This is a genomic window from Streptomyces sp. NBC_00210 (genome assembly GCF_045160975.1).
In the GTDB taxonomy this organism is placed as follows: domain Bacteria; phylum Actinomycetota; class Actinomycetes; order Streptomycetales; family Streptomycetaceae; genus Streptomyces.
The window spans coordinates 2,863,340-2,883,715 of sequence record NZ_CP108120.1; the positions used below are offsets into that span (position 1 = coordinate 2,863,340).

The window sequence follows — 20,376 nt, forward strand, 5'->3', positions numbered from 1 at the left end:
CGTTCATGAGTGAAGCGAAGGGCGGGCGCAGCGCCCAACTGAAGCACACCGGGCTGCGGCACGGCTGGACGACCGGGGCCTGTGCGACCGCGGCGACGACCGCGGCGTACACCGCGCTGCTGACCGGCGAGTTTCCCGACCCGGTGACGATCACGCTGCCGAAGGGGCAGACGCCGTCCTTCGCGCTGGCCGCGGAGGAACTGGCGGACGGCCGGGCGATGGCGGGCGTGGTCAAGGACGCGGGTGACGACCCGGACGTCACACACGGCGCGCTGATCCGCGCGACGGTACGGGCTGCGCCGCGCGGGGCCGGGGTGGTGTTCGCCGCCGGGCCGGGTGTGGGCACGATCACGCGGCCCGGACTGCCGCTCGATGTCGGCGAGCCCGCGATCAATCCCGTGCCGCGGCAGATGATGCGCGAGCATGTCGCGCTGGTCGCCGAGCGGTACGGCGGGACGGGCGACGTCGAGATCACGGTCTGCGTCGACCACGGAGAGGAGATCGCCCGCTCGACCTGGAATCCGCGCCTGGGGATCGTGGGCGGTCTGTCCATCCTGGGGACGACCGGCATCGTCGTCCCGTACTCCTGCTCGGCCTGGATCGACTCGATCCGGCGCGGTGTGGATGTGGCGCGGGCGGCGGGACGTACGCATGTGGCGGGCTGTACCGGGTCGACGTCCGAGAAGACGGTCACGGCTCTGTACGACCTCCCGGAGGACGCGCTGCTGGACATGGGGGACTTCGCGGGCGCGGTGCTGAAGTACGTGCGCAGGCATCCGGTGGACCGGCTCACGCTCTGCGGCGGCTTCGCCAAGCTGTCCAAACTGGCGGCGGGCCATCTGGACCTGCACTCGGCCCGCTCCCAGGTGGACAAGGGCTTCCTGGCGGAACTGGCTCGGGCGGGCGGCGCGTCCGATTCCCTGGCGGCGGAGGTGGCCACCGCGAACACGGGCCTGGCCGCACTCCAGTTGTGCGCTGCGCACGGCGTCCCCCTGGGGGACCTGGTGGCGGTGGCGGCGCGGGACCAGGCGCTGGGGGTGCTGCGGGGAGCGCCGGTGGAGGTGGACGTGGTCTGCATCGACCGCGGGGGCGATGTGGTGGGCCGCTGCACTGCGCGGGGGCCGGGGGGTTCGTCCTCAGTCGCCGGACGGGCTTGAAATTGCCCCCAGGCGTCCAGTGGCGGAGCCGACGCGGTTGACCGTGCGCCGCGGACGCTTCGTGGCCCTCTGTGTCCGTCCTCAAACGCCGGACGGGCTTGAAGGCTCAGGCGACCGGCGCACCCGGGACCGGCGCGCAGAACCCCCGCCTCTCCCGTTCCGCCGAGTACAAGTGACTGTCCCCGAACTGCGACGCCCCCAGCGTGGGCCCCACCATGATCACCGCCGTCCGCAGCACCCCCGCCGCCTTCACCTGGTCCGCGATGTCCGCCAGTGTGCCGCGCAGGATCAGTTCGTCCGGGCGGCTCGCCATCGCCACCACCGCCGCCGGGCAGTCGGACCCGTAGTGCGGCTCCAGTTCCTCAACCACCCGGTCCACATACCGCGTGGCCAGATGCAGCACGATCAGCGCCCCGCTGCGGCCCAGCGTCGCCAGGTCCTCGCCCTGAGGCATGGCCGTGGCGCGGTTGGCGATCCGGGTGAGGATGACCGTCTGGCCGACCGTCGGCACGGTCAGTTCCCGCTTCAGCGCGGCGGCCGCTGCCGCGAACGCAGGCACCCCCGGCACGATCTCGTACGGCACACCCGCCGCGTCGAGGCGGCGCATCTGCTCGGCGACGGCGCTGAAGACGGACGGGTCGCCGGAGTGCAGCCGCGCCACGTCGTCGCCCTCCTCGTGCGCGCGGATCAGCTCGGCCGTGATCTCGTCCAGGTTGAGCTGCGCGGTGTCCACCAGACGGGCGTCCGGCGGGCATTCGGCGAGCAGTTCGCGCGGCACCAGGCTGCCCGCGTACAGACAGACCCGGCACGCCGCGAGCGTCCTGGCGCCGCGCACCGTGATCAGGTCGGCGGCGCCGGGGCCCGCGCCGATGAAGTACACGGTCATCGTTCTTCTCCAGATCCAGACTTGGTTGCGGCCCACTGGGTGACAGGCATGGCCTGTCGCCAGCCGGTGAAGCCGCCGACGGGGACGGCATGCGCGACCGCCAGGCGTACGAGCTCGCCGCCGTGCCGCCGGTACCAGTCGGCGAGCAGCGCCTCGGACTCCAGGGTCACGGTGTTGGCCACGAGCCGCCCGCCGGCGGGCAGCGCCTCCCAGCACGCTTCGACGAGGCCGGGCACGGTCAGGCCGCCGCCGATGAACACGGCGTCCGGCGTGGGGAGTTGGGCCAGGGCAGCGGGTGCAGCTCCGGTGACCACCCGCAGCGTGGGGACACCGAGCTTCTCGGCGTTGCGGGCGATCCGGGCGGCCCGCACCGGGTCGCGTTCGACGGTCACGGCCCGGCAGGACCGGTGCGTACGCATCCACTCGACGGCGATGGAGCCGGAGCCGCCGCCGATGTCCCAGAGAGTTTCGCCGGGCGCGGGCGCGAGCGCGCCGAGCGTGGCGGCCCGCACATGGCGCTTGGTGAGCTGCCCGTCGTGTTCGTACGCGGCGTCCGGCAGCCCCGGCACGGCGCCGAGCCGCAGGGCGCCGGCCGCGCGGCGGCAGTCGACGGCGATGACGTTCAGCGGGTTGCCGGGCAGCCGCTCCCACCCGTCGGCCGTACCGTCCGCCTGCGCCTCGCGCTCGCCGCCGAGCTGTTCAAGGACGCGCATCCGGCTGGGGCCGAACCCCTTCTCGCGCAGGAAGTCGGCGACCTCGGCGGGCGTCGCGGCCCCGGCGCTGAGTACGAGCAGCCGTCGCCCGTCGTGCACGGCTGCGCCGAGCTGCGCGATGGGCCTGCCCACGAGGGTGACGACCTCGGTGTCCTCCAGCGGCCAGCCCAGGCGGGCGCAGGCGTACGACACGGAGGACGGGTGCGGCAGTACGTGCAGCGCGTCGGCGCCGAGCACTTCGGTGAGCGCCCGCCCGATCCCGTAGAACATGGGGTCACCGCTGGCCAGCACGGCGATGCGCCGCCCGGCATGCGCGGCGAGCAGTCCGGGCACGCCGGGCCGCAGCGGCGACGGCCAGCCGACCCGCTCCCCCGCGCACGCGTCGGGCAGCAACTCCAGCTGACGCGGTCCGCCGACGACGACCTCGGCGTCGACGAGGGCGTTCTGCGAGAGAGCGGGAAGTCCTTCCCACCCGTCGGCACCGATCCCGACGACGGTCACGGCCGGTGTGGTGGGGGAAGCGGGACTCACTGACGTACACCTCGGGGACGGAGAGAGAACGAAGGCGCACTCTACTGGGCGGTCGGGTGGCCTGTTGCTCGTGCCCTGCCTTCAGCCGTCCGTTCGCACGGGCGTTGTCCGGTCGGGGGCCGGTGGAGCCGCGAAGGCCAGCCGGCGGTGGGCGCGGCGCAGCATCATGCGGGCCATCAGGGGGTGGAAGCGGCGTACGACGGCGAAATAGAGCCTGCCGCGCCAGTTGTGGAACTTCACCACCGTGGTGAGCGTGACGTTGTCGTCGGCGATCAGCACCGAGGCGCGGAAGTCCAGATGACCGGCGTCCTCGCCGAGCAGGAGCTCGTTCGGGGCGCTCGCCTTGATCTCGAACGGGAGGACACCGTGCCAGGCCACGGGGTCGCGCGGCATCCCCGGGGCCAGCGGGATGCGGCAGGCGTCCGCGAAGTCCGGACGGGCGAAGGCCTGGTGGGCCAGCGTGGCCGCGGTGGGGACTTCCGTCGCCACCGGTCTGTCCCAGATCAGACGGCGCATCAGGCGCGCGCGGCGGGTCCATTGGTAGGGCCGGGTCAGGGCGCCGGGGGTCGCGGCGCGTTCGACGTTGTCGAAGAGCTCTTCGATCATCGTGTCGTGCATCGGGCGGATCACCAGCGTCCAGAGCAGCGACGACTTCAGGCCCTGCTTCTGTTCGAGGACATGGCGGACCCGGCAGCCGCCCCCGTCCAGCGGCTCCAGCTCAAGGGCGTGGAAGCCGTTGGACGGCGGGGCGAAGTCGAAACGGATGCGGCGCCCGGGTTCGTATGCACCCACCGAGTAACGGATGAAGCCGTGGCCGCCGGCCGCGCCGACGGCGAGGGGGCCGTCGAAGCGTATCGGGGGCCAGACAGGGCTCGGGCTGAGCGGGTCGTCCGGGGACGAGACGCGGTCGAGCAGGGCGCCGACCACCTCGACCGGGGCGTCGACGTTGCGTTCGTGGACGTTCCGTACCGTGCGCATGACGCACCTCCATACGGTGGCGTATGTTTCACCGTACGGTAGCGTATGGACATGAGGGAAGAGCGGGCGGGGCAGTCCCGCAAGAGGCTCACGGCACGCGACTGGGCCGATGCGGCGCTCGCCGCGATCGGGGAGCGCGGTCTCGCCGGGGTCGCCGTGGAGCCGCTGGCCGCCCGTCTCGGCACCACCAAGGGCAGCTTCTACTGGCACTTCGCCAACCGGGACGCACTGATCGAGGCGGCGTTGGCCCGCTGGGAGGAGATCGACACCGAGGAGATCATCACCGCGCTGGAGGCCGAGCCGGACCCGGAGCGGCGGCTGCGTACCCTCTTCGCGCAGGCGACGGCGTTGGCCGCGGAGGACCCGCTCGAGGTCTCACTGCTCGCCACCGCCGACGACCCCCACGTCGCACCCGTACTGCAGCGGGTGACGGAGCGTCGGATCGGTTACGTCGCGCATCTCTTCGAGGAGCTGGGCTTTCCGCCGGAAGAGGCGCGGCGGCGTGGGCTGCTGGCGTACACGAGCTATCTGGGACACACGCAGCTGAGCCATGCGGTGCCGGAGGCGCTGCCGGTGGGTCCGGAGCGGCGGGGCTATCTGGAATCGGTGATGGACAACCTGCTGCGGCGCAGCTAGGTCCTGTCCGGGCGATCTTGCCGGACGGGGCATTGGCAGGCTCGGGCGGATTTGCCCGGCGCGGTCAGGCCGAGGCGCGCTTCTTCGGGGTCGCCTTCTTGGCCGTCGACTTCGCCGCCGCCTTCTTCGCCGCGGTCTTCTTCGCGGCCGCCTTCTTCGCCCCCGCCGCCGTGGACTTGCTCGCCGCCGACTTGCTCGCCGCCGTCTTCTTCGCAGCCCCCGTCGTCGACTTCTTCCCGCCCGACGCCTTCGGCGCACTCGCCGCCCGCTTACGCCCCTTGATCGACGTGACCTCGGCGACCTCCGCGCCCTCCTCCCCCCGCGCCTCCTTCGCCGCTCGCACACTGCTCTCCAGGGCCGCCATCAGATCGATGACCTGCCCGCCGCGCTCCGCCGGTTCGACCTCCGGCAGTACGCCGCCCTCCACCTTGGCCGTGATCATCGCCTCCACCGCCGCCCGGTAGTCGTCGTGCAGCGAGTCCAGGTCGACCTCACCCAGCGTGTCCATCAAGGCGTCGGCCAGGTCGAGTTCGGCCTCCCGCACCGTCACCTCGGTGTCCGGGGCCACGGTCTGGGGGGAACGGATCTCGTCCGGCCACAGCAGCCCGTGCATGGCGATCACGTCGTCGACGACCCGCAGCATGCCAAGTCGCTCCCGGCCACGCAGGGCGAACTTGGCGATGGCGACCTTCTGGCTGCGCTTGAGTGCCTCACGCAGCAGCGTGTACGGCTTGGCGGCCGGGACGCCGTTCGCGGCGAGGTAGTACGCCGCGTCCATCTGGAGCGGATCGATCCGCGTCGCGGGGACGAACGCCACGATCTCGATCGTCTTCGCCGTGGGGAGCGGCAGAGCCGCCAGGTCCTCGTCCGTGATCGGGATGATCGACCCGTCCGCGGCCTCGTACCCCTTGCCGATCTCCTCGGTCGGCACTTCCTTCTCCTCCAGCTCGCAGACCTTGCGGTAGCGGATCCGGCCGCCGTCGGCGGTGTGGATCTGGCGGAAGGAGATGGAGTGGTTCTCCGTGGCGTTCACCAGCTTGATCGGGATGCTGACCAGGCCGAAGGAGATCGCGCCGTTCCATATGGATCGCACGTTTGATCCCTTTCATCCGAAATTTCAGGATTCGTGGGATTCTCATCGTATGACGCCGATCACCGACGTGGAGGGGCGGCGGCTGGCGCTCAGCAACCTGGAGAAGGTCATCCACCCCGCCACCGGGACAACCAAGGGCGAGATTCTGCACTACTACGCCACCACGGCCGAGGCGATCCTGCCCCATCTGCGCAACCGGCCGCTCTCCTTCCTCAGATATCCGGACGGGCCGGACGGCGAGGTGTTCTTCACCAAGAATCCGCCGCCCGGTACGCCGTCCTGGGTACGGACCGTCGAAGTGCCGCGCTCCGAGGACAAGCAAGCGCGCCAGGTCGTCGTGGAGGACCTGGCCTCGCTGATGTGGGCGGCGAATCTGGTGGTGGAGTTCCATACGCCCCAGTGGCAGGCGGACGAGCCGGGCATGGCCGACCGCATGGTCTTCGACCTCGACCCGGGCGCCCCGGCGACCGTCGTGGAGTGCTGCGCCGTCGCGCTGTGGCTGCGCGAGCGGCTGGCGGCCGACGGGCTGCACGCGTACGCCAAGACCTCCGGCTCCAAGGGGCTGCACATCCTCGTGCCGCTGGAGCGCACCCCCTCCGAGCAGGTGTCGGCGTACGCGAAGACCCTGGCCGTGGAGGGCGAGGCCGCGGAGCCCGGGCTGATCCTGCACCGGATGAAACGCTCCCTGCGGCCCGGCAAGGTGTTCGTCGACCACAGTCAGAACTCCTCGAAGAAGACGACGGCGACCCCCTACACGCTGCGCGCCCGTACCGAGCCCACCGTCTCGGCGCCCGTCTCCTGGGAGGAGGTCGAGGAGGCCGGGTCGCCGGCGGACCTCGTCTTCCGGATCGACGACATCGCGCCACGGCTCGAGCGGTACGGGGATCTGCTCGGCCCGCTCTTCGATCCCGGCCGGGCCGGGCCGCTGCCATGAAGGCGCGGCCGCTGCCGTGAACGCACCCCGGCCGCCCCTGAAGGTGGCGCTCGCCGAGTCGGTGAACGTGCTGCCGCGCGGGCGCGGTCTGGCCTACGAGCCGAAATTCGACGGCCACCGGATGGTGGTCTTCCGGCTCGGCGGCAAGGTGCTGCTGCAGGCCCGCTCGGGACGGATCGTCACCGATGCGTTCCCCGATCTCGCCGAGGCGGCAGAGCAGTTGCCGGACGGCACGGTGCTCGACGGCGAGGTCGTGGTCTGGCGGGAGGGCCGCATCGACTTCGCCGCCGTGCAAAGGCGCGCGGCCGCCACGCCGGGGCGCGCCCCCGCCCTCGCGCGCCGGCTGCCCGCCTCGTACGCCGCCTTCGATGTGCTCGCCGAGGGCGGCGAGGACCTGCGCCCGCTGGCGTACCAGAAACGGCGCAGACGGCTGGTCGCGCTGCTCGGCCCGCTGGGGCCGCCGCTGCAGCCCGTGCCGATGACGCTGGACCCGGACGAGGCAGCCACCTGGTTCGAGACCCTGCCCGCCATCGGTGTCGAGGGGCTGGTGGTCAAACGGCTGGACCAGACGTACCGCAGCGGCACGCGCGCGTGGCTGAAGCTTCGGCACACCTACGCGCGCGACGCGGCGGTGGTCGGCTTCACCGGGCCGCGGGCGCGGCCGTCCGCGCTGGTGCTGGTACTGCCGGACGACGACACCCCGCTGGTCTCCAGCCCGCTGGCACCTGCGCTGCGGGCACAGGCGGCGGCCGCGCTCGCGGGCCTGGAGAGCACCGGGACCGGGACGGCGATCGCCGTGGGCGTGGGCGAGGTCGGGTACCAGGCCGTGGCGGCGGGGCTGACCGCCGAGGTGGAGCAGGGCACGACACGGCACACCGTCACCACGGTGCTCCGGCTGCGCCTCCCCGAGGATCATGACTAATCAAGTTTGATTAGTCAAGGGATCGGGAATACCGTTCCGGCTGGGCGACAACCTCCGCCGACCCGGCCCGGGTTGGCTGACAGGGCCTATACGCGCAGCCAGGTCCGGCGGTCCCGGGCCGTCGCGTACAGCGCCTCGATGTCCGCGGGCTTCAGCACGCCGCCGAGCCCGGCCAGCGCGGGCACCTCGTCGTCCGTAAGGATCCGTACGTCCGGTGGCGCGGGCAGCAGATCCAGCCGCGTCGCCCCGACCACCGCGAGCACCGGGCGCACCGCCGTCGCCAGCGCGAGGGTTGCGCGCTCGGCCCGGCGGCGGGTCAGCCGCAGCAGCGGACTCGGCCCGCCGCGGCCGGCCCGCACCATCGGGTCGGCGATCCGCACCCGCTGCCGGCGGGCCGCGAGGGTGTGCACGGCGAGCACCCCGGCGGGTCCGACGGCCAGATGGTCGATGTGGTCGGCGCCGGGCAGCGGCACCGAGTGCAGGATCCGCCAGCCCGCGCCCTCCAGCCGGTCGAGCGCCTCGCCGAGCAGCTGCTGGGCGGCGAGTTCGCCGCGGCGCGGGTCCTGCCGCAGGCGCCGGGGACTCACGGGGAGGGAACGGGGACTCACCGGGAGGGAGTCGAGCGCGGCGTGCAGCGCCTCGCCGGGACGGTTGGGAGCCAGGTCGTCGTCCGGGTGCAGGGACAGCCTGGCGAGGTCGGCGGAGGTGGGCACGGGCGGCGGGCCGACGCTGACATCGCCCGTCAGATACGGCGCGAGCGCCGCCAGCACCTCGGCCCGCCGGGACTCGAGGACCAGGCTCACCCGGCCGCTGTCCTGGTCGTACCAGGCGGCATGACGGCCGTCCGGGAGACTGACGTACAGCCTCTCCCGGCCCTGCTCCCGTGCGGGTGTCACGCGCAGTTCCGTCATGCCACCACCCCCCGACCATGGGAACAGCCCGGGGGCCTTCGGGGCAATATCCACGCGATGGCTCAGCGGTGGTGCACACTCTCCCCAAGCGCAAGTTCTTGGGAGGGGGCAAGCGTGTTCGGGGGGATCGACGAGGTCGACTGGGCGTCAATGGGGCACGCCTACGGGCCGGCCGACGATGTGCCGGACCTGTTGTACGGGCTGGCGTCCGCGGACCCCGCCGAGCGCGAGACGGCGCTCGACGGGATGTACGGCGCGGTGCACCACCAGGGCGATGTGTACGACTCGACGCTCGCCTGCATTCCCTTCCTGCTGGAGCTGGTGGCCGATCCATCGGTCCAGGACCGGGGCGGCATCGTCGAGTTGCTCACCAGCATCGGCGGCATCGATCTGGACGGCGACGACGAACTGGACCCGGACGACGAGGAGTTCGAGTACGCCGCGAACTATGCGATGGCCGCGTCGGCCGTGACCGCGGGCGCGGACGTCTTCCTCGCGCTGGTCGACGACGGGGACCGCGGGGTGCGGCTCGCCGCCCCGCTCGCTCTTGCCACGCTGCACGACGACCCCGAGCTGGTGCTCGTCCTGCTGCGCGAGCGGCTCGGCACGGAACCGGACGCCGAGGTGCGGTTCGCCTGCGTCGAGGCCGCCGGCCGGATAGCCCTGCGGCACCGGCAGCTCGCGCCCGAGGTGGTGGGGTGGCTCTCCGGGCTGACCCGGGTGCCGTACGGAGCTGGGCTGCGGCTGGCCGCGCTCGCCCAGCTCGCCCGCTGCGCGCCGGGAGCGCTGCCCGCCGATGTGGTGCCGGGGGTGACGGGCCTGCTGCGCGAGCTGCGCGCCGAGCCGGTGGCCGCCCCGGTCGCGGAGCCCGTGCCCGAACGACCGTCGACGCCCACGCTGCTCGGGCGGCTGCGCGAGGCGCACGAGGAGGACACCGTGGGCCGCGGTGCGCCCTGGACGGCGGATCTGCTGCGCACGCTCCACTCCGGTCTCGGCGATCGTGTCGATGACCGGATAGCGCTCCTCGCCGACCAGTTGTGCAGCCCCGACTGGGGGCAGCGGATAGACGCCGTACGGATGAGCAGCGGGCTGCTGCGGACCTGGCGCGGTGCGTACGAGGAGCTGGTCGGCCTGGTCGGGGAGCAGCTGGCCGACCCGGAGAAACGGTTGGGCGACGCGGCCGCCGATGCGCTGGCGGAGCTGTTCGGCCTGGCCGCGCCCGCCGCGGACGCGCTCGCCGACCGGGTGGCCGCGGAGCCCGGGGCCTGGGTGCGTCAGTGGAACGACGGCCCGCCCTCGCTCGGCAGCCCGGTCCTGGCGCTGGCCCGGACGGGCGACCGGCGGGCCGTGCCGGTGCTCGCGCGGACGCTGGAACTGCCCGAGGCGCCGCGCGACCTGGGGTACGCGCTCGGCCATCTCGGCCCGGCCGCGGCGCCGCTCGCGCCCGCCCTGCGCCGCCGGCTCGGCGAGCTGGATCTCGACGAGAGGCTGTACGACCTGGCCGGGACGCTGCTGTACGGACTTGCGGAGCTGCGGGCCGCCGATGCCGTGCCGGAGGTGCTGCGTGTGCTGCGGGGCGCGCCGGAGTACCGCAAGGAGTGGGTGGCCGAGTCGGCGCTGCGGGCGCTCACCGCCTTCGGCCCCGCGGCGCACGAGGCTGTGCCGGATCTACGCGCGCTGATGCGCCGCATCGGCGTCGGCTCCGGCCTGTCGGCGTCCCTCGCGGCGCGCACGGCGGGGGCGCTGTGGGCGATAGAGGGTGATGCCGAGGCCGTACTGCCGGTGCTGTGCGCGGCGTTGTCGGGGGCGGACATCGGCGGCCGCCGCTCGGCGGCAACGGCACTGGGCGCGCTGGGACCGGCGGGCGAGGAGGCCGCTCCGGCGCTGGGTGAGCTGCTGCGGGTGGCCGAGCCATGGACCCGGGTGGACGCGGCGATCGCGCTGTGGCGGGTGACGGGCGATGGCGTCAGGGCATGGCCGGTGCTGCTGTCGGCCTGGGAGCGGCTGCCGTACACGCGTGTTCCGATCGCCCAGTGCCTGGTGGAGCTGGCGGCCGAGGGAGCGGAACCGGTTCTGCGCGCGGAGCTCGGATCCGTACGACGTCATAACGCGATCGACGGCGGCTACGGCAGCCATGACATCTTTACGGACGAGAAGCTGCTGGCTCTGTGCCGGCGAGCACTGACGAGGGAGAGACCACCAGCATGATCATCTTTGGCACCAGGGGCTACCTCTACCAGCTGGCGATACTGACGCTGGTGTGCGGGCACTGCGGCAATCCCTCCGCGCACACGCTCAGGAAGCGCGTCACCAAGTTCACGCTGTTCTTCGTGCCGTTGTTCCCGTTCTCGACGAAGTACGCGACGCAGTGCACGTTCTGCGGCATGGAGCAGCAGATCAGCAAGGAGCAGGGGGAGCAGCTGCAGATGCAGGGCGCGGGCGGGCCCGGCGGTCAGCCGTACGGGCAGCCGCAGCCGCAGCAGCAGCCCGGCGGACAGCCGTACCAGTACTGACGAGGCCCGGGCGGGGGCCGGGGGCCGCGGCCGGGCACCCGGCGCCATCGCGAACGTGCAGGTCGGTGACACAATCGAGGCCGGCCGGGGCGGCTCCACGACCGTCTGCGCCTGATCACCCGGCGCCCCCGTCAAGGGCAGCCGCAACACCGACCACACCATCTCCTTCGCCCGCCCGGTGAAGGAGCGCAGCGCCCCGGGTGCCCGCCCGGCGAGGAGAACCTTGAGCCCGAGCCCGCACCGCCTGCGGTACGCCGTCCTGCTGACGGCGTCCACAGCCGCAGCGCTGTGCGGACTGCTGTCCGGCTGCGGCGACGAGGGACGGATCAAGAGCGCGGGTGAGACCCCCACGGCCGTCGGCCCCGTCCATCTGTGGCCCGATCTGCCGCCCGTCACCGCGCCGCCGTACGACTACGGCGAGTCGGACACCCAGCTCGTGCCCGGCATCAAGGTGCCGGGCCAGGACGTCCGCGCCCTCGACCCCGTCGACGTCGTCCAGGCCGACGCCAAGGCGCACCCCGATTCGTTCACCGGCATCGACGGGCTCTACCAGGAGACCGTCAAGCAGATCGGCGCGTGCGGACCGAAGCCGAAGTCCTGCCCGGTACTCAAGCCGTACCACCGCGATCTGACCGGCGACGGCCGGGAGGAGCTGATCATCGGCATCAGGATGCCCGAGCAGCAGACGGCGGTGCGCTGCTACATGCCCGGCAGGAACGGCCTCACCCGGATCATGTCCACGGCCGACCAGCTCGTCAGCGTGGATCTGGCGGGCCGGGACGTGATCCTTCGGTCGGTCTCGGCGGGCATTCCCGGATACGAGTACCGCACCGCCTGGTCCTGGGACGGTCATCAGCGCGCGATGCTGCCCACGCGCGACGAGATCGTCCGGGTCAAGCCGTCCCGCTCCCCCGAACCCAAGCCCTCGGCGGCCGCACAGTGAGGCGGCTTCGGCTGCCCCGCTGGACCGCGACCCTCACCTGGAAGGCCGCGGTCTTCATCACGGTGATGTGCTGCGCCCTCGCCGCGCTGCTCGGCGCCCTGGTGCACGCCGCGGTCACCGAGCAGACGGTGAACCAGTCGCGCGAGAAGGCGCTGGGCCGGCTGGTCGAGGTCACCCGGGAGTACGAGTCGGGTGAGCCGGTGCCGCGACACGGCGGCATAGACCCGCCGGGCCTGCCCGACTCGCTGCGCGAACTCGCCGTCCGCGGACGGCGCGGCACGATGGTGGCCACCTTCCGCGGCCGCCCCGTCATGTGGGCCGCCGGTCCCGCCGACGGCCGGGCGATCGCCGTCCGCGTCGACTACACCACCAGCGCGAACACGATCAACGGCCTCGACCGGGCCATCGTCGGCTCCTCGGTGCTCGCCATCGGGGCGACCTTGCTGGTGGGCGCGTTCGCCGTCACCAGGGTCACGCGCCGGCTCCATCTGACCGCGCAGGTGGCGCGGCGGATCAGCGCGGGCGATCTGGACGCACGCGTCAACGACCCGCGTACCAGGAATCCTTCGCGCCCCCAGGACGAGGTGGCGACGGTCTCCGGTGCCCTGGACACGATGGCCTCGTCCCTGCAGGGCAAGCTGCTGAGCGAGCAGCGCTTCACGGCCGATGTGGCGCACGAGTTGCGTACCCCGCTGACCGGGCTGACCGCCGCTGCCGAGCTGTTGCCCGAGGGGCGTCCGGCCGAGCTGGTGCGCGACCGGGTGCGGGCGATGCGCTCGCTGACCGAGGATCTGCTCGAGATCTCCCGGCTGGACGCGGGCAGCGAGAGGGTGGACCTGGCTGTGCACGAGCTGGCGCACCTGGCCGAGCGGGTGGTGCTGGCCTCCGCGACCGACACGGAGATACGGGTCGTACGCGATGCCACCGTCGAGACCGACAGGCGCCGCCTGGAACGGGTGCTCGGCAATCTCGTCGCCAACGCCCACAAGCACGGGAGGCCGCCGGTGGTGCTCACCGTGGACGGCGCGGTGGTGACGGTCACCGACCACGGCCCGGGCTATCCGGAATATCTGCTGGCGCACGGGCCGCAGCGCTTCCGCACGGACGGCGGCAGCAAGGGGCACGGCCTCGGACTGACCATCGCGGTCGGGCAGTCGGCGGTGATCGGCGCTCAGCTGCACTTCCTGAACGCGAACGAGGGCGGCGCGGTGGCCCGGCTGACGCTGCCCGAGTACGTGCGTTTCCTGGACGACGATGCGGCGGAAGGGGGCCGGACGGGCTGAATTCAGCCCGTCCGGCTCCTTTGGACCGGGGTCCGGGGCAAAGCCGCGGCTACGTTGCGTGGCATGACCGCAACGACAGCGGTGGACGCTCCCCCGCCCGAACTACGCCTGGCCAAGCGGCGGGGCGTCGAGCTCTCGCTCCTCGTCTGCGCCGTCCTCATCTCCGTCTACGGCTATGTCGACGTGGGCCTGACGATGAACAACGCGGTTCCGCCGGACGCCGCCCGCTACGGCGCCGGCCTCGGCGTGCTGGCCCTCCTCGCCCATCTCGCCGTACGCTTCTGCGCCCCCTACGCCGATCCGCTGCTGCTCCCCATCGCCGTACTCCTCAACGGCATCGGCCTGGTGCTCATCTACCGCCTCGACCTGGCGACACCGCACCACGAGGCAGCGCCCACCCAGCTGATCTGGTCCACCATCGGCGTCGCGCTGTTCATCGCCGCCGTCGTCTTCCTGCGCGACCACCGGATCCTGCAGCGGTACGCGTATCTCTCGATGGCCGCGGCCCTCGTCCTGATGGTCGTGCCCATCGCCTTCCCCGCCGTGAACGGTGCCAAGATCTGGATCCGGATCGGCGCATTCTCCTTCCAGCCCGGCGAGTTCGCCAAGATCCTGCTCGCCGTCTTCTTCGCGGCGTATCTCTCCGCCAACGGCAACGCGCTCGCCTACACCGGCCGCCGGGTCTGGCGGCTGCTCCAGCTCCCCACCGGCCGGGTGCTGGGCCCCATCGTCGCCATCTGGCTGCTCAGCGTGATCGTGCTGGTGCTCGAGCGCGACCTCGGCACCTCGCTGCTCTTCTTCGGACTCTTTGTGATCATGCTGTACGTCGCGACGGGCAGGACCGGCTGGATCGCGGTGGGTCTGCTGCTCGCCGGAGCCGGTGCGTTCGCCGTCGGCGCCCTCGAACCGCACGTCCACAGCAGGGTGCAGGACTGGCTCAACCCCTTCGCCACCATCGACGCCGGCCAGGGTCCCAGCCAGCTCGCCCAGTCGCTGTTCGCGTTCGCCGCCGGCGGGATGCTCGGCGCGGGCCTCGGCCTCGGGCACTCCATCCTCATCGGCTTCGCCGCCAAGTCCGACTTCATCCTGGCCACCGCGGGCGAGGAACTCGGCCTGGTCGGCCTGACCGGGATCTTCCTGCTCTATGCGCTGCTGGTGGCCCGCGGATACCGCACCGGACTCGCCCTGCGCGATCCCTTCGGGCGGCTGCTCACCATCGGACTCGCCTCGATCATCGCCCTCCAGGTCTTCGTCATCGCGGGCGGCGTGATGGGCCTGATCCCGCTCACCGGTATGGCGATGCCCTTCCTGGCCCAGGGCGGTTCGTCCGTCGTCACCAACTGGATCATCGTGGCGCTGCTGATCAGGGTCAGCGACTCGGCCCGCGCGCCGCACCCCGACACCGTCGAGACAGGGGTCGTCGCCCCGGTGCTGGAGAACGAACGGTGATCCGATACATCCGGCGCGCGGCCGTCCTGTGTCTGCTGCTCCTTGTCGCGCTGCTCGTCAACGCCGCACGCGTGCAGATCTTCGAGGCCACCTCGCTCGACAAGAACCCGGCCAACCGCCGGGTGGCCATTGCCCGTTACCTTGCGCCGCGCGGCGACATCCTGGTCGGCGGGCAGCCCGTCACCGGCTCCAAGGACACCGGCCAGCAGCTGCGCTACGAACGCACCTACGCCGACGGCCCGATGTACGCGCCGGTGACCGGCTATGCCTCGCAGACGTACGGCACCAGCCTGATCGAGAACGCCGAGGACGGCGTTCTCTCCGGCACGGACACGATGCTCTCGCGGCTGCCGTTCTGGAACGACGTCAGCCGCGGCCGGCCGCCCGGCGGCAATGTCCTCACCACCATCAGGCCGTCGATGCAGCGGGCGGCGTACGAGGGGCTCGCCGGCCGACGGGGCGCGGTCGCCGCGGTCGAGCCGTCGACCGGGCGGATTCTGGCGCTGGTCAGCAGCCCTTCGTACGATCCCGGAGAGCTCTCGGGCACCGGGGCGCAGGTCAAGAACGCGTGGGCGAGGCACAACGCCTCGGACAGGCAGCCGATGCTCAACAGGGCCATCCGGCAGACGTATCCGCCCGGCTCAGCCTTCAAGATCGTGACTGCGGCGGCCGCGCTGGACTCGGGCGTGGTCACCGATGTCGACGCGCCGAGCGGCGCGCCGGATCCGTATGTCCTGCCGGGCACGAGCACCACACTGCCGAACGCGTCGGACGGCTGCGACGACGCCTCGCTCGCGTACGCCATCCAGTGGTCGTGCAACACGGTGATGGCGCATATCGGGGTGAAGGTCGGGCTGGCCTCGATGCTGGACACGGTGGACAGGTTCGGCTTCAACGACCGTCGGCTGAGGATTCCTTCGGGCGTCGCGCCGTCCAACTTCGACCGCAATATGACCGTCGATCAGCTGGCACTCTCCTCGATCGGGCAGTTCGACACCACGGCGACGCCGCTGCAGATGGCGATGGTGTCGGCCGCGGTCGCCAACGGCGGGGAGATCAGATATCCCTATCTGGTGGAGAAGGTGACCAGGTCGAACGGCGACATCGTCGCGCAGAACAGCCCGAGGCGGCATCGGCAGGCGATGAAGCCCGGGACGGCGCAGCAGCTCCAGCGGCTGATGATCAAGGCGGTCGAGGAGGGTACGGGCGAGAACGCGGCGATCGAGGGGGCGACGGTCGGCGGCAAGACCGGCACGGCACAGCACGGACTGGGCAACGCCGGTACGCCGTACGCCTGGTTCATCTCCTGGGCGCAGGTACGGGGCGCGAGCCGGCCGGCGGTGGCGGTCGCGGTGGTCGTCGAGGAGGCGTCGTTCGAGCGCGACGAGATCAGCGGCGGAGGGAGCGCGGCGCCGATCGCGCGGGCGGTGATGGAGGCGGCGCTGGGAGACTGGTCGCGTGAGCACTGACCACGTGAGCACTGACCCGTGAGGGATGCCGGCATGAGGGTCGAAGAAGCCCTGGACCGGATCGCGGACCTCGACCCCTCCCTGTGCGCGTTCATCGAGGTGTGGCCCGAGACGGCGCAGACCCGCGCGCCGGACCCCGAACTTCCCCTCGCGGGGCTGCCGTTCGCGGTCAAAGGCCCCGCCGGCATCCGTTCGTACGCGGCCCGGCGGCTGATCGCGGCGGGCGCGGTGCCGGTCGGCTCGACCTCGGTGCCGGGCCCGGGCACGTACTGGCAGACCTGGGGTCTCGGCACGCACGGCCGCACGCTCAACCCCTGGCGCGCGGACCGCACACCGGGCGGTTCGTCGGCGGGTTCGGCGGTCGCTGTCGCGGCGGGAATGGTGCCGCTGGCCACGGGGAGCGACGGGGCGGGCTCGGTACGGATCCCGGCGGCGTGGTGCGGCGTGTTCGGCCTGAAGACGACGAACGGACTGCTGCCGTCGCCGGACCGCACGGGCCTGGCGTCCGCGGGCGTGCTGACGCCCTCGGCGGCGGACGCGCGGCCGTATCTGGACTCCGTACTGGACGAATACGCGCCGGTGCGCGTGGAGTACCCCGTACGGGCGCGCTGGTCGCCCGACCTGGGCTTCGCGCGGACGGACCCGGAGGTGGAGTCGGTTGCGCAGGCAGCGGCGCAACGACTGGCCTCGGCGGGAGTCGTGCGCCTCGACGGGTGCCCGCTCACCCTGCTCGACCCCGCCGAGGCCTGGCAGTCCGTGCGCCGTGGGGACCCGTCGGCCGGGGCGGCGGTGCGCACGGAGAACGACCGCCGCCTGGACGCTCTCTACGCGGACGTGGACCTGCTGCTGACGCCCTCGACCCCGAATCGCCCGCACGGCCACGACGGTCCGGGCGAGCTCTACTCCACGGCCCTGACCTGGGCCTTCAACCTGAGCGGCCACCCGGCGTCCAGCATCCCGGCCGGCTTCACGAGCGACGGCTGCCCGGTCGGCCTGCAACTGGTGACGCCGCGTGGCTCGGATGTCTCGCTCCTCGAAATGGCGGTGGCGGCGGAGCCGCACGCGATTATCGTGCGCCCATGACCCACGAACTCGCCCAGGTGAACATAGCCCGCCTCAGATTCCCCTTGGACTCCCCGGAGTTGAAGCCCTTCGTCGACGGCCTTGACCCGGTGAACGCGGTCGCCGACGCGGCGGACGGTTTCATCTGGCGAATGCAGGAGGAGAGCGGGAACGCGACGGATCTGCGGATCTTCGGCGACGACTGGCTGCTGGTGAACATCTCCGTGTGGCGGGACCCGAATGCGCTGACGGCGTTCATGTACCAGGGCATGCACCGGGAGCTGCTGGGCCGCCGCTACGAGTTCTTCGAGCGGGTGGAGGAGGTCATGACGACGCTGTGGTGGGTGGACCCGGGCCACCGCCCGACGGTCGCGGAGGCGGAGGAACGCCTGCGCCACATCCGCGAACACGGCCCGACGCGGAGGGCGTTCACGCTGCGGACGTCGTTCCCACCGCCGGGAGGGGAGTGATCAGCACCGATTCACTTGTCGGCCCCGCCCGCTACGGGCGCGTGGTCCGGGCCCGGCGTCCGCAGCCGCCGGGGCCCGGCAGGAAATCGTTCGACACACTGCTGGAGGCGCACTCGAAGGGCCTCGGCCGGCATCCCGGCGGGCTTCACGCGTCAGCCGGCTGCCTGAGCCTCCTCCGCACCCGCCGCGATCGCCTCCTCGACCTCCGCCACCCGCGCCTCCTCCTCCGCCGCGAAGCGTTCGCGGTCGAGCTCCTCGGCGATCTCCTCGTCCTGGGACATCAGGAGGTCGAGGTTGGCGTCGCCCATCTCGAAGACGCCCATGTCCAGATACGCCTTCTGCAGCCGCTCGCCCCACAGTCCGATGTCCTTGACGCACGGCACGATTCTGCTGAAGAGCAGCTTCCGGAACAGCGCGAGGAACTCGGACTGCTCGGAGATCTCCTCGGCCTCCTTGAGCGGGATGCCGAAGTTCTCCAGGACTTCCACCCCACGCAGCCGGTCGCGCATCAGATAGCAGCCTTCGATCACGAACTCCTCGCGTTCGCGCAGCTCGGCGTCCGTCAGCTGTCTGTAGTAGTCGCGCAGCGCCATCCGCCCGAAGGCCACATGACGGGCCTCGTCCTGCATGACGTACGCAAGGATCTGCTTGGGCAGCGGCCTGTCCGTGGTGTCGCGGATCATGCCGAACGCGGCCAGCGCGAGCCCCTCGATGAGGACCTGCATGCCCAGATAGGGCATGTCCCAGCGGGAGTCGCGCAGGGTGTCGCCGAGCAGCCCCTGGAGGTTGTCGTTGATCGGGTAGAGCATCCCGATCTTCTCGTGCAGGAACCGGCTGTAGATCTCCGCGTGCCGGGCCTCGTCCATGGTCTGGGTCGCGGAGTAGAACTTCGCGTCCAGATCGGGGACGGACTCGACGATCCGCGCCGCGCACACCATCGCGCCCTGCTCGCCGTGCAGGAACTGGCTGAACTGCCAGGACGTGTAGTGCCTGCGCAGCTCACCCTTGTCCTTCTCGGTCATCTTCGCCCAGTGACGGGTGCCGTACAGGTTGAGCACCTCGTCGGGGGTGCCGAGGGGGTCGTACGGATCGACCTCCAGGTCCCAGTCGATGCGCTTGGCGCCGTCCCACTGTTTGTCCTTGCCCTTCTGGTACAGGGCGAGGAGCCGGTCCCGGCCGTCTTCGTACTCCCAGCTGAACCGGGCGGCGCCCGTGGCCGGGATCTCCCAGAGCGAGCTTTCGGGGGCGTTCGTGTAGCGATCGTGCGTCGACACTGACGGCTCCTTCGCCTCATATCGCCAACGACTAAGGACAATTGGCAGGCTCACACGTTGGTAGACGCGTAGTCAACAAGTCGTGTGCGAGGGATTGACGACCTTGCTGACAGGCAGTCTCATAACAGGTGACACCAGGTAACCCACTCGCGAGGTGCAGCCAGCCATGACGACAGTGACCGAACGCGACGTGCAGCTGCTCCGCGACGCACTCGGCCCGCTCCGGGACCGGGAGCAGGTCGCCCAGCGCCTGCTCGAATCCTCGGCCAAGCACTCCTTCGACCCCGACAAGGAGCTCGACTGGGACTCCCCGATCGAGGACGGCAAGTGGTTCTGGCCGCCGGAGCTGCTCTCCCTCTACGACACCCCGCTGTGGCACAAGATGTCCGAGGAACAGCGCTTCGAGCTGGCCAGGCACGAGGGCGCGTCGCTCGCCTCCCTGGGCATCTGGTTCGAGATCATCCTGATGCAGCTACTGGTGCGGCACATCTACGACAAGTCCGTGACCAGCAACCATGTGCGATACGCACTCACCGAGATCGCGGACGAGTGCCGGCACTCGATGATGTTCGCCAGGATGATCCAGAAGGCCGGTGCGCCCGCCTATCCCGTGCCGCGGGTCTACCACAATCTGGCGCGCGTGCTGAAGACCGTCTCGACCACGCCGGGTTCGTTCGCGGCGACGCTGCTCGGCGAGGAAATCCTCGACTGGATGCAGCGGCTGACCTTCCCCGACGAGCGCGTCCAGACCCTGGTGCGCGGAGTCACCCGTATCCATGTGGTGGAGGAGGCGCGCCATGTCCGCTACGCCCGCGAGGAGTTGCGCCGCCAGATGGTGACCGCGCCGCGCTGGGAACAGGAACTCACCCGGATCAGCTGCGGACAGGCAGCCCGGGTCTTCTCGGTGTGCTTCGTGAATCCGCAGGTCTACACGAACATCGGGCTCGACAGGCGCGAGGCGGTCGCCCAGGTGAAGGAGAGCGGACACCGCCGAGAGGTGATGCAGTCGGGCGCGAAGCGGCTGACGGACTTCCTGGACGACATCGGGGTCCTGCGTGGGCCCGGGCGCAGGCTGTGGAAGAGCTCCGGCCTGCTGGCGTGATACTCGTCGCTCGCCCGGTGCGGGGCGAACCGTGCGGTTACGCTGCGAGC

Annotated in this window: 19 protein-coding genes; 13 read left to right on the plus strand and 6 right to left on the minus strand. The window is 71.5% G+C overall.

The features are described 5' to 3' along the window. Positions 1-5: 5 nt before the first annotated feature. Positions 6-1,157, plus strand: coding sequence for a cobalt-precorrin-5B (C(1))-methyltransferase (locus OG729_RS12795; protein ID WP_405806087.1), 1,152 nt, complete (start codon positions 6-8; stop codon positions 1,155-1,157). A gap of 106 nt (positions 1,158-1,263) precedes the next feature. Here the strand turns inward: OG729_RS12795 and cobM are convergent, their stop codons facing one another. From cobM to OG729_RS12810, 3 genes are all read right to left on the minus strand, one after another. Continuing rightward, the gene (gene cobM / locus OG729_RS12800) at positions 1,264-2,043 is read right to left on the minus strand and encodes a precorrin-4 C(11)-methyltransferase (protein ID WP_405806088.1); all 780 of its coding nucleotides are present in this window, start codon (positions 2,041-2,043) and stop codon (positions 1,264-1,266) included. After that, entirely contained in the window at positions 2,040-3,287 is a 1,248-nt protein-coding gene (gene cbiE / locus OG729_RS12805; protein ID WP_405806089.1) for a precorrin-6y C5,15-methyltransferase (decarboxylating) subunit CbiE, read from the minus strand. The genes cobM and cbiE overlap by 4 nt, the downstream gene beginning before the upstream one ends. A gap of 81 nt (positions 3,288-3,368) precedes the next feature. Beyond that, positions 3,369-4,265 carry a DUF2867 domain-containing protein gene (locus tag OG729_RS12810; protein WP_405806090.1) on the minus strand — a complete coding sequence of 299 codons (897 nt, stop codon included), beginning with the start codon at positions 4,263-4,265 and terminating at the stop codon, positions 3,369-3,371. A 45-nt stretch (positions 4,266-4,310) separates the two neighbouring features. On the opposite strand from OG729_RS12810, the gene OG729_RS12815 reads away from it, so the two are divergent. Further along, positions 4,311-4,901 carry a TetR/AcrR family transcriptional regulator gene (locus OG729_RS12815; RefSeq protein ID WP_360872397.1) on the plus strand — a complete coding sequence of 197 codons (591 nt, stop codon included), beginning with the start codon at positions 4,311-4,313 and terminating at the stop codon, positions 4,899-4,901. A 64-nt stretch (positions 4,902-4,965) separates the two neighbouring features. On the opposite strand, the gene OG729_RS12820 is transcribed toward OG729_RS12815, so the two are convergent. Beyond that, the gene (locus OG729_RS12820) at positions 4,966-5,994 is read right to left on the minus strand and encodes a Ku protein (RefSeq protein ID WP_405806092.1); all 1,029 of its coding nucleotides are present in this window, start codon (positions 5,992-5,994) and stop codon (positions 4,966-4,968) included. A 49-nt stretch (positions 5,995-6,043) separates the two neighbouring features. Between OG729_RS12820 and ligD the strand changes: the two genes are divergently transcribed. Further along, a complete protein-coding gene (gene ligD, locus OG729_RS12825; protein WP_405806093.1) occupies positions 6,044-6,928 on the plus strand; it encodes a non-homologous end-joining DNA ligase in 885 nt (294 codons plus the stop codon). Between the two features lie 16 nt (positions 6,929-6,944). Further along, complete coding sequence (locus OG729_RS12830) at positions 6,945-7,850, plus strand: RNA ligase family protein (RefSeq protein ID WP_360881914.1); 906 nt, start codon at positions 6,945-6,947, stop codon at positions 7,848-7,850. Positions 7,851-7,936: 86 nt separating this feature from the next. Here OG729_RS12830 and OG729_RS12835 read toward each other — a convergent pair whose 3' ends face one another. Further along, positions 7,937-8,761, minus strand: a complete 825-nt coding sequence (locus tag OG729_RS12835; protein WP_405806095.1) for a nuclease-related domain-containing protein — start codon at positions 8,759-8,761, stop codon at positions 7,937-7,939. A gap of 114 nt (positions 8,762-8,875) precedes the next feature. Here OG729_RS12835 and OG729_RS12840 point away from each other — a divergent pair, with 114 nt between their 5' ends. The 8 genes from OG729_RS12840 (at position 8,876) to OG729_RS12875 (ending at position 17,950) form a co-directional block, all read left to right on the plus strand. Beyond that, entirely contained in the window at positions 8,876-10,969 is a 2,094-nt protein-coding gene (locus OG729_RS12840) for a HEAT repeat domain-containing protein (protein WP_405806096.1), read from the plus strand. After that, entirely contained in the window at positions 10,966-11,274 is a 309-nt protein-coding gene (locus OG729_RS12845) for a zinc-ribbon domain-containing protein (protein WP_360881908.1), read from the plus strand. The genes OG729_RS12840 and OG729_RS12845 overlap by 4 nt, the downstream gene beginning before the upstream one ends. A 223-nt stretch (positions 11,275-11,497) precedes the next feature. Beyond that, positions 11,498-12,217 carry a hypothetical protein gene (locus OG729_RS12850; protein ID WP_405806098.1) on the plus strand — a complete coding sequence of 240 codons (720 nt, stop codon included), beginning with the start codon at positions 11,498-11,500 and terminating at the stop codon, positions 12,215-12,217. Continuing rightward, positions 12,214-13,500 carry a HAMP domain-containing sensor histidine kinase gene (locus tag OG729_RS12855; protein WP_360881904.1) on the plus strand — a complete coding sequence of 429 codons (1,287 nt, stop codon included), beginning with the start codon at positions 12,214-12,216 and terminating at the stop codon, positions 13,498-13,500. Before OG729_RS12850 ends, OG729_RS12855 begins: the two co-directional genes overlap by 4 nt. Before the next feature lie 63 nt (positions 13,501-13,563). Further along, positions 13,564-14,949 (plus strand): FtsW/RodA/SpoVE family cell cycle protein, encoded by a 1,386-nt coding sequence (locus tag OG729_RS12860; RefSeq protein WP_360881902.1) that lies wholly within the window; start codon positions 13,564-13,566, stop codon positions 14,947-14,949. Continuing rightward, a complete protein-coding gene (locus tag OG729_RS12865; RefSeq protein WP_405806101.1) occupies positions 14,946-16,418 on the plus strand; it encodes a penicillin-binding transpeptidase domain-containing protein in 1,473 nt (490 codons plus the stop codon). The genes OG729_RS12860 and OG729_RS12865 overlap by 4 nt, the downstream gene beginning before the upstream one ends. A 33-nt stretch (positions 16,419-16,451) precedes the next feature. Further along, positions 16,452-17,501 carry an amidase family protein gene (locus OG729_RS12870; RefSeq protein WP_405806102.1) on the plus strand — a complete coding sequence of 350 codons (1,050 nt, stop codon included), beginning with the start codon at positions 16,452-16,454 and terminating at the stop codon, positions 17,499-17,501. Next, a complete protein-coding gene (locus tag OG729_RS12875; protein WP_405806103.1) occupies positions 17,498-17,950 on the plus strand; it encodes a DUF3291 domain-containing protein in 453 nt (150 codons plus the stop codon). The genes OG729_RS12870 and OG729_RS12875 overlap by 4 nt, the downstream gene beginning before the upstream one ends. A gap of 152 nt (positions 17,951-18,102) precedes the next feature. On the opposite strand, the gene OG729_RS12880 is transcribed toward OG729_RS12875, so the two are convergent. Beyond that, positions 18,103-19,224 (minus strand): ferritin-like domain-containing protein, encoded by a 1,122-nt coding sequence (locus tag OG729_RS12880; RefSeq protein WP_405806105.1) that lies wholly within the window; start codon positions 19,222-19,224, stop codon positions 18,103-18,105. A gap of 166 nt (positions 19,225-19,390) precedes the next feature. Here OG729_RS12880 and OG729_RS12885 point away from each other — a divergent pair, with 166 nt between their 5' ends. Next, entirely contained in the window at positions 19,391-20,326 is a 936-nt protein-coding gene (locus tag OG729_RS12885) for a diiron oxygenase (RefSeq protein ID WP_360881892.1), read from the plus strand. The last annotated feature ends 50 nt before the right edge of the window (positions 20,327-20,376 follow it).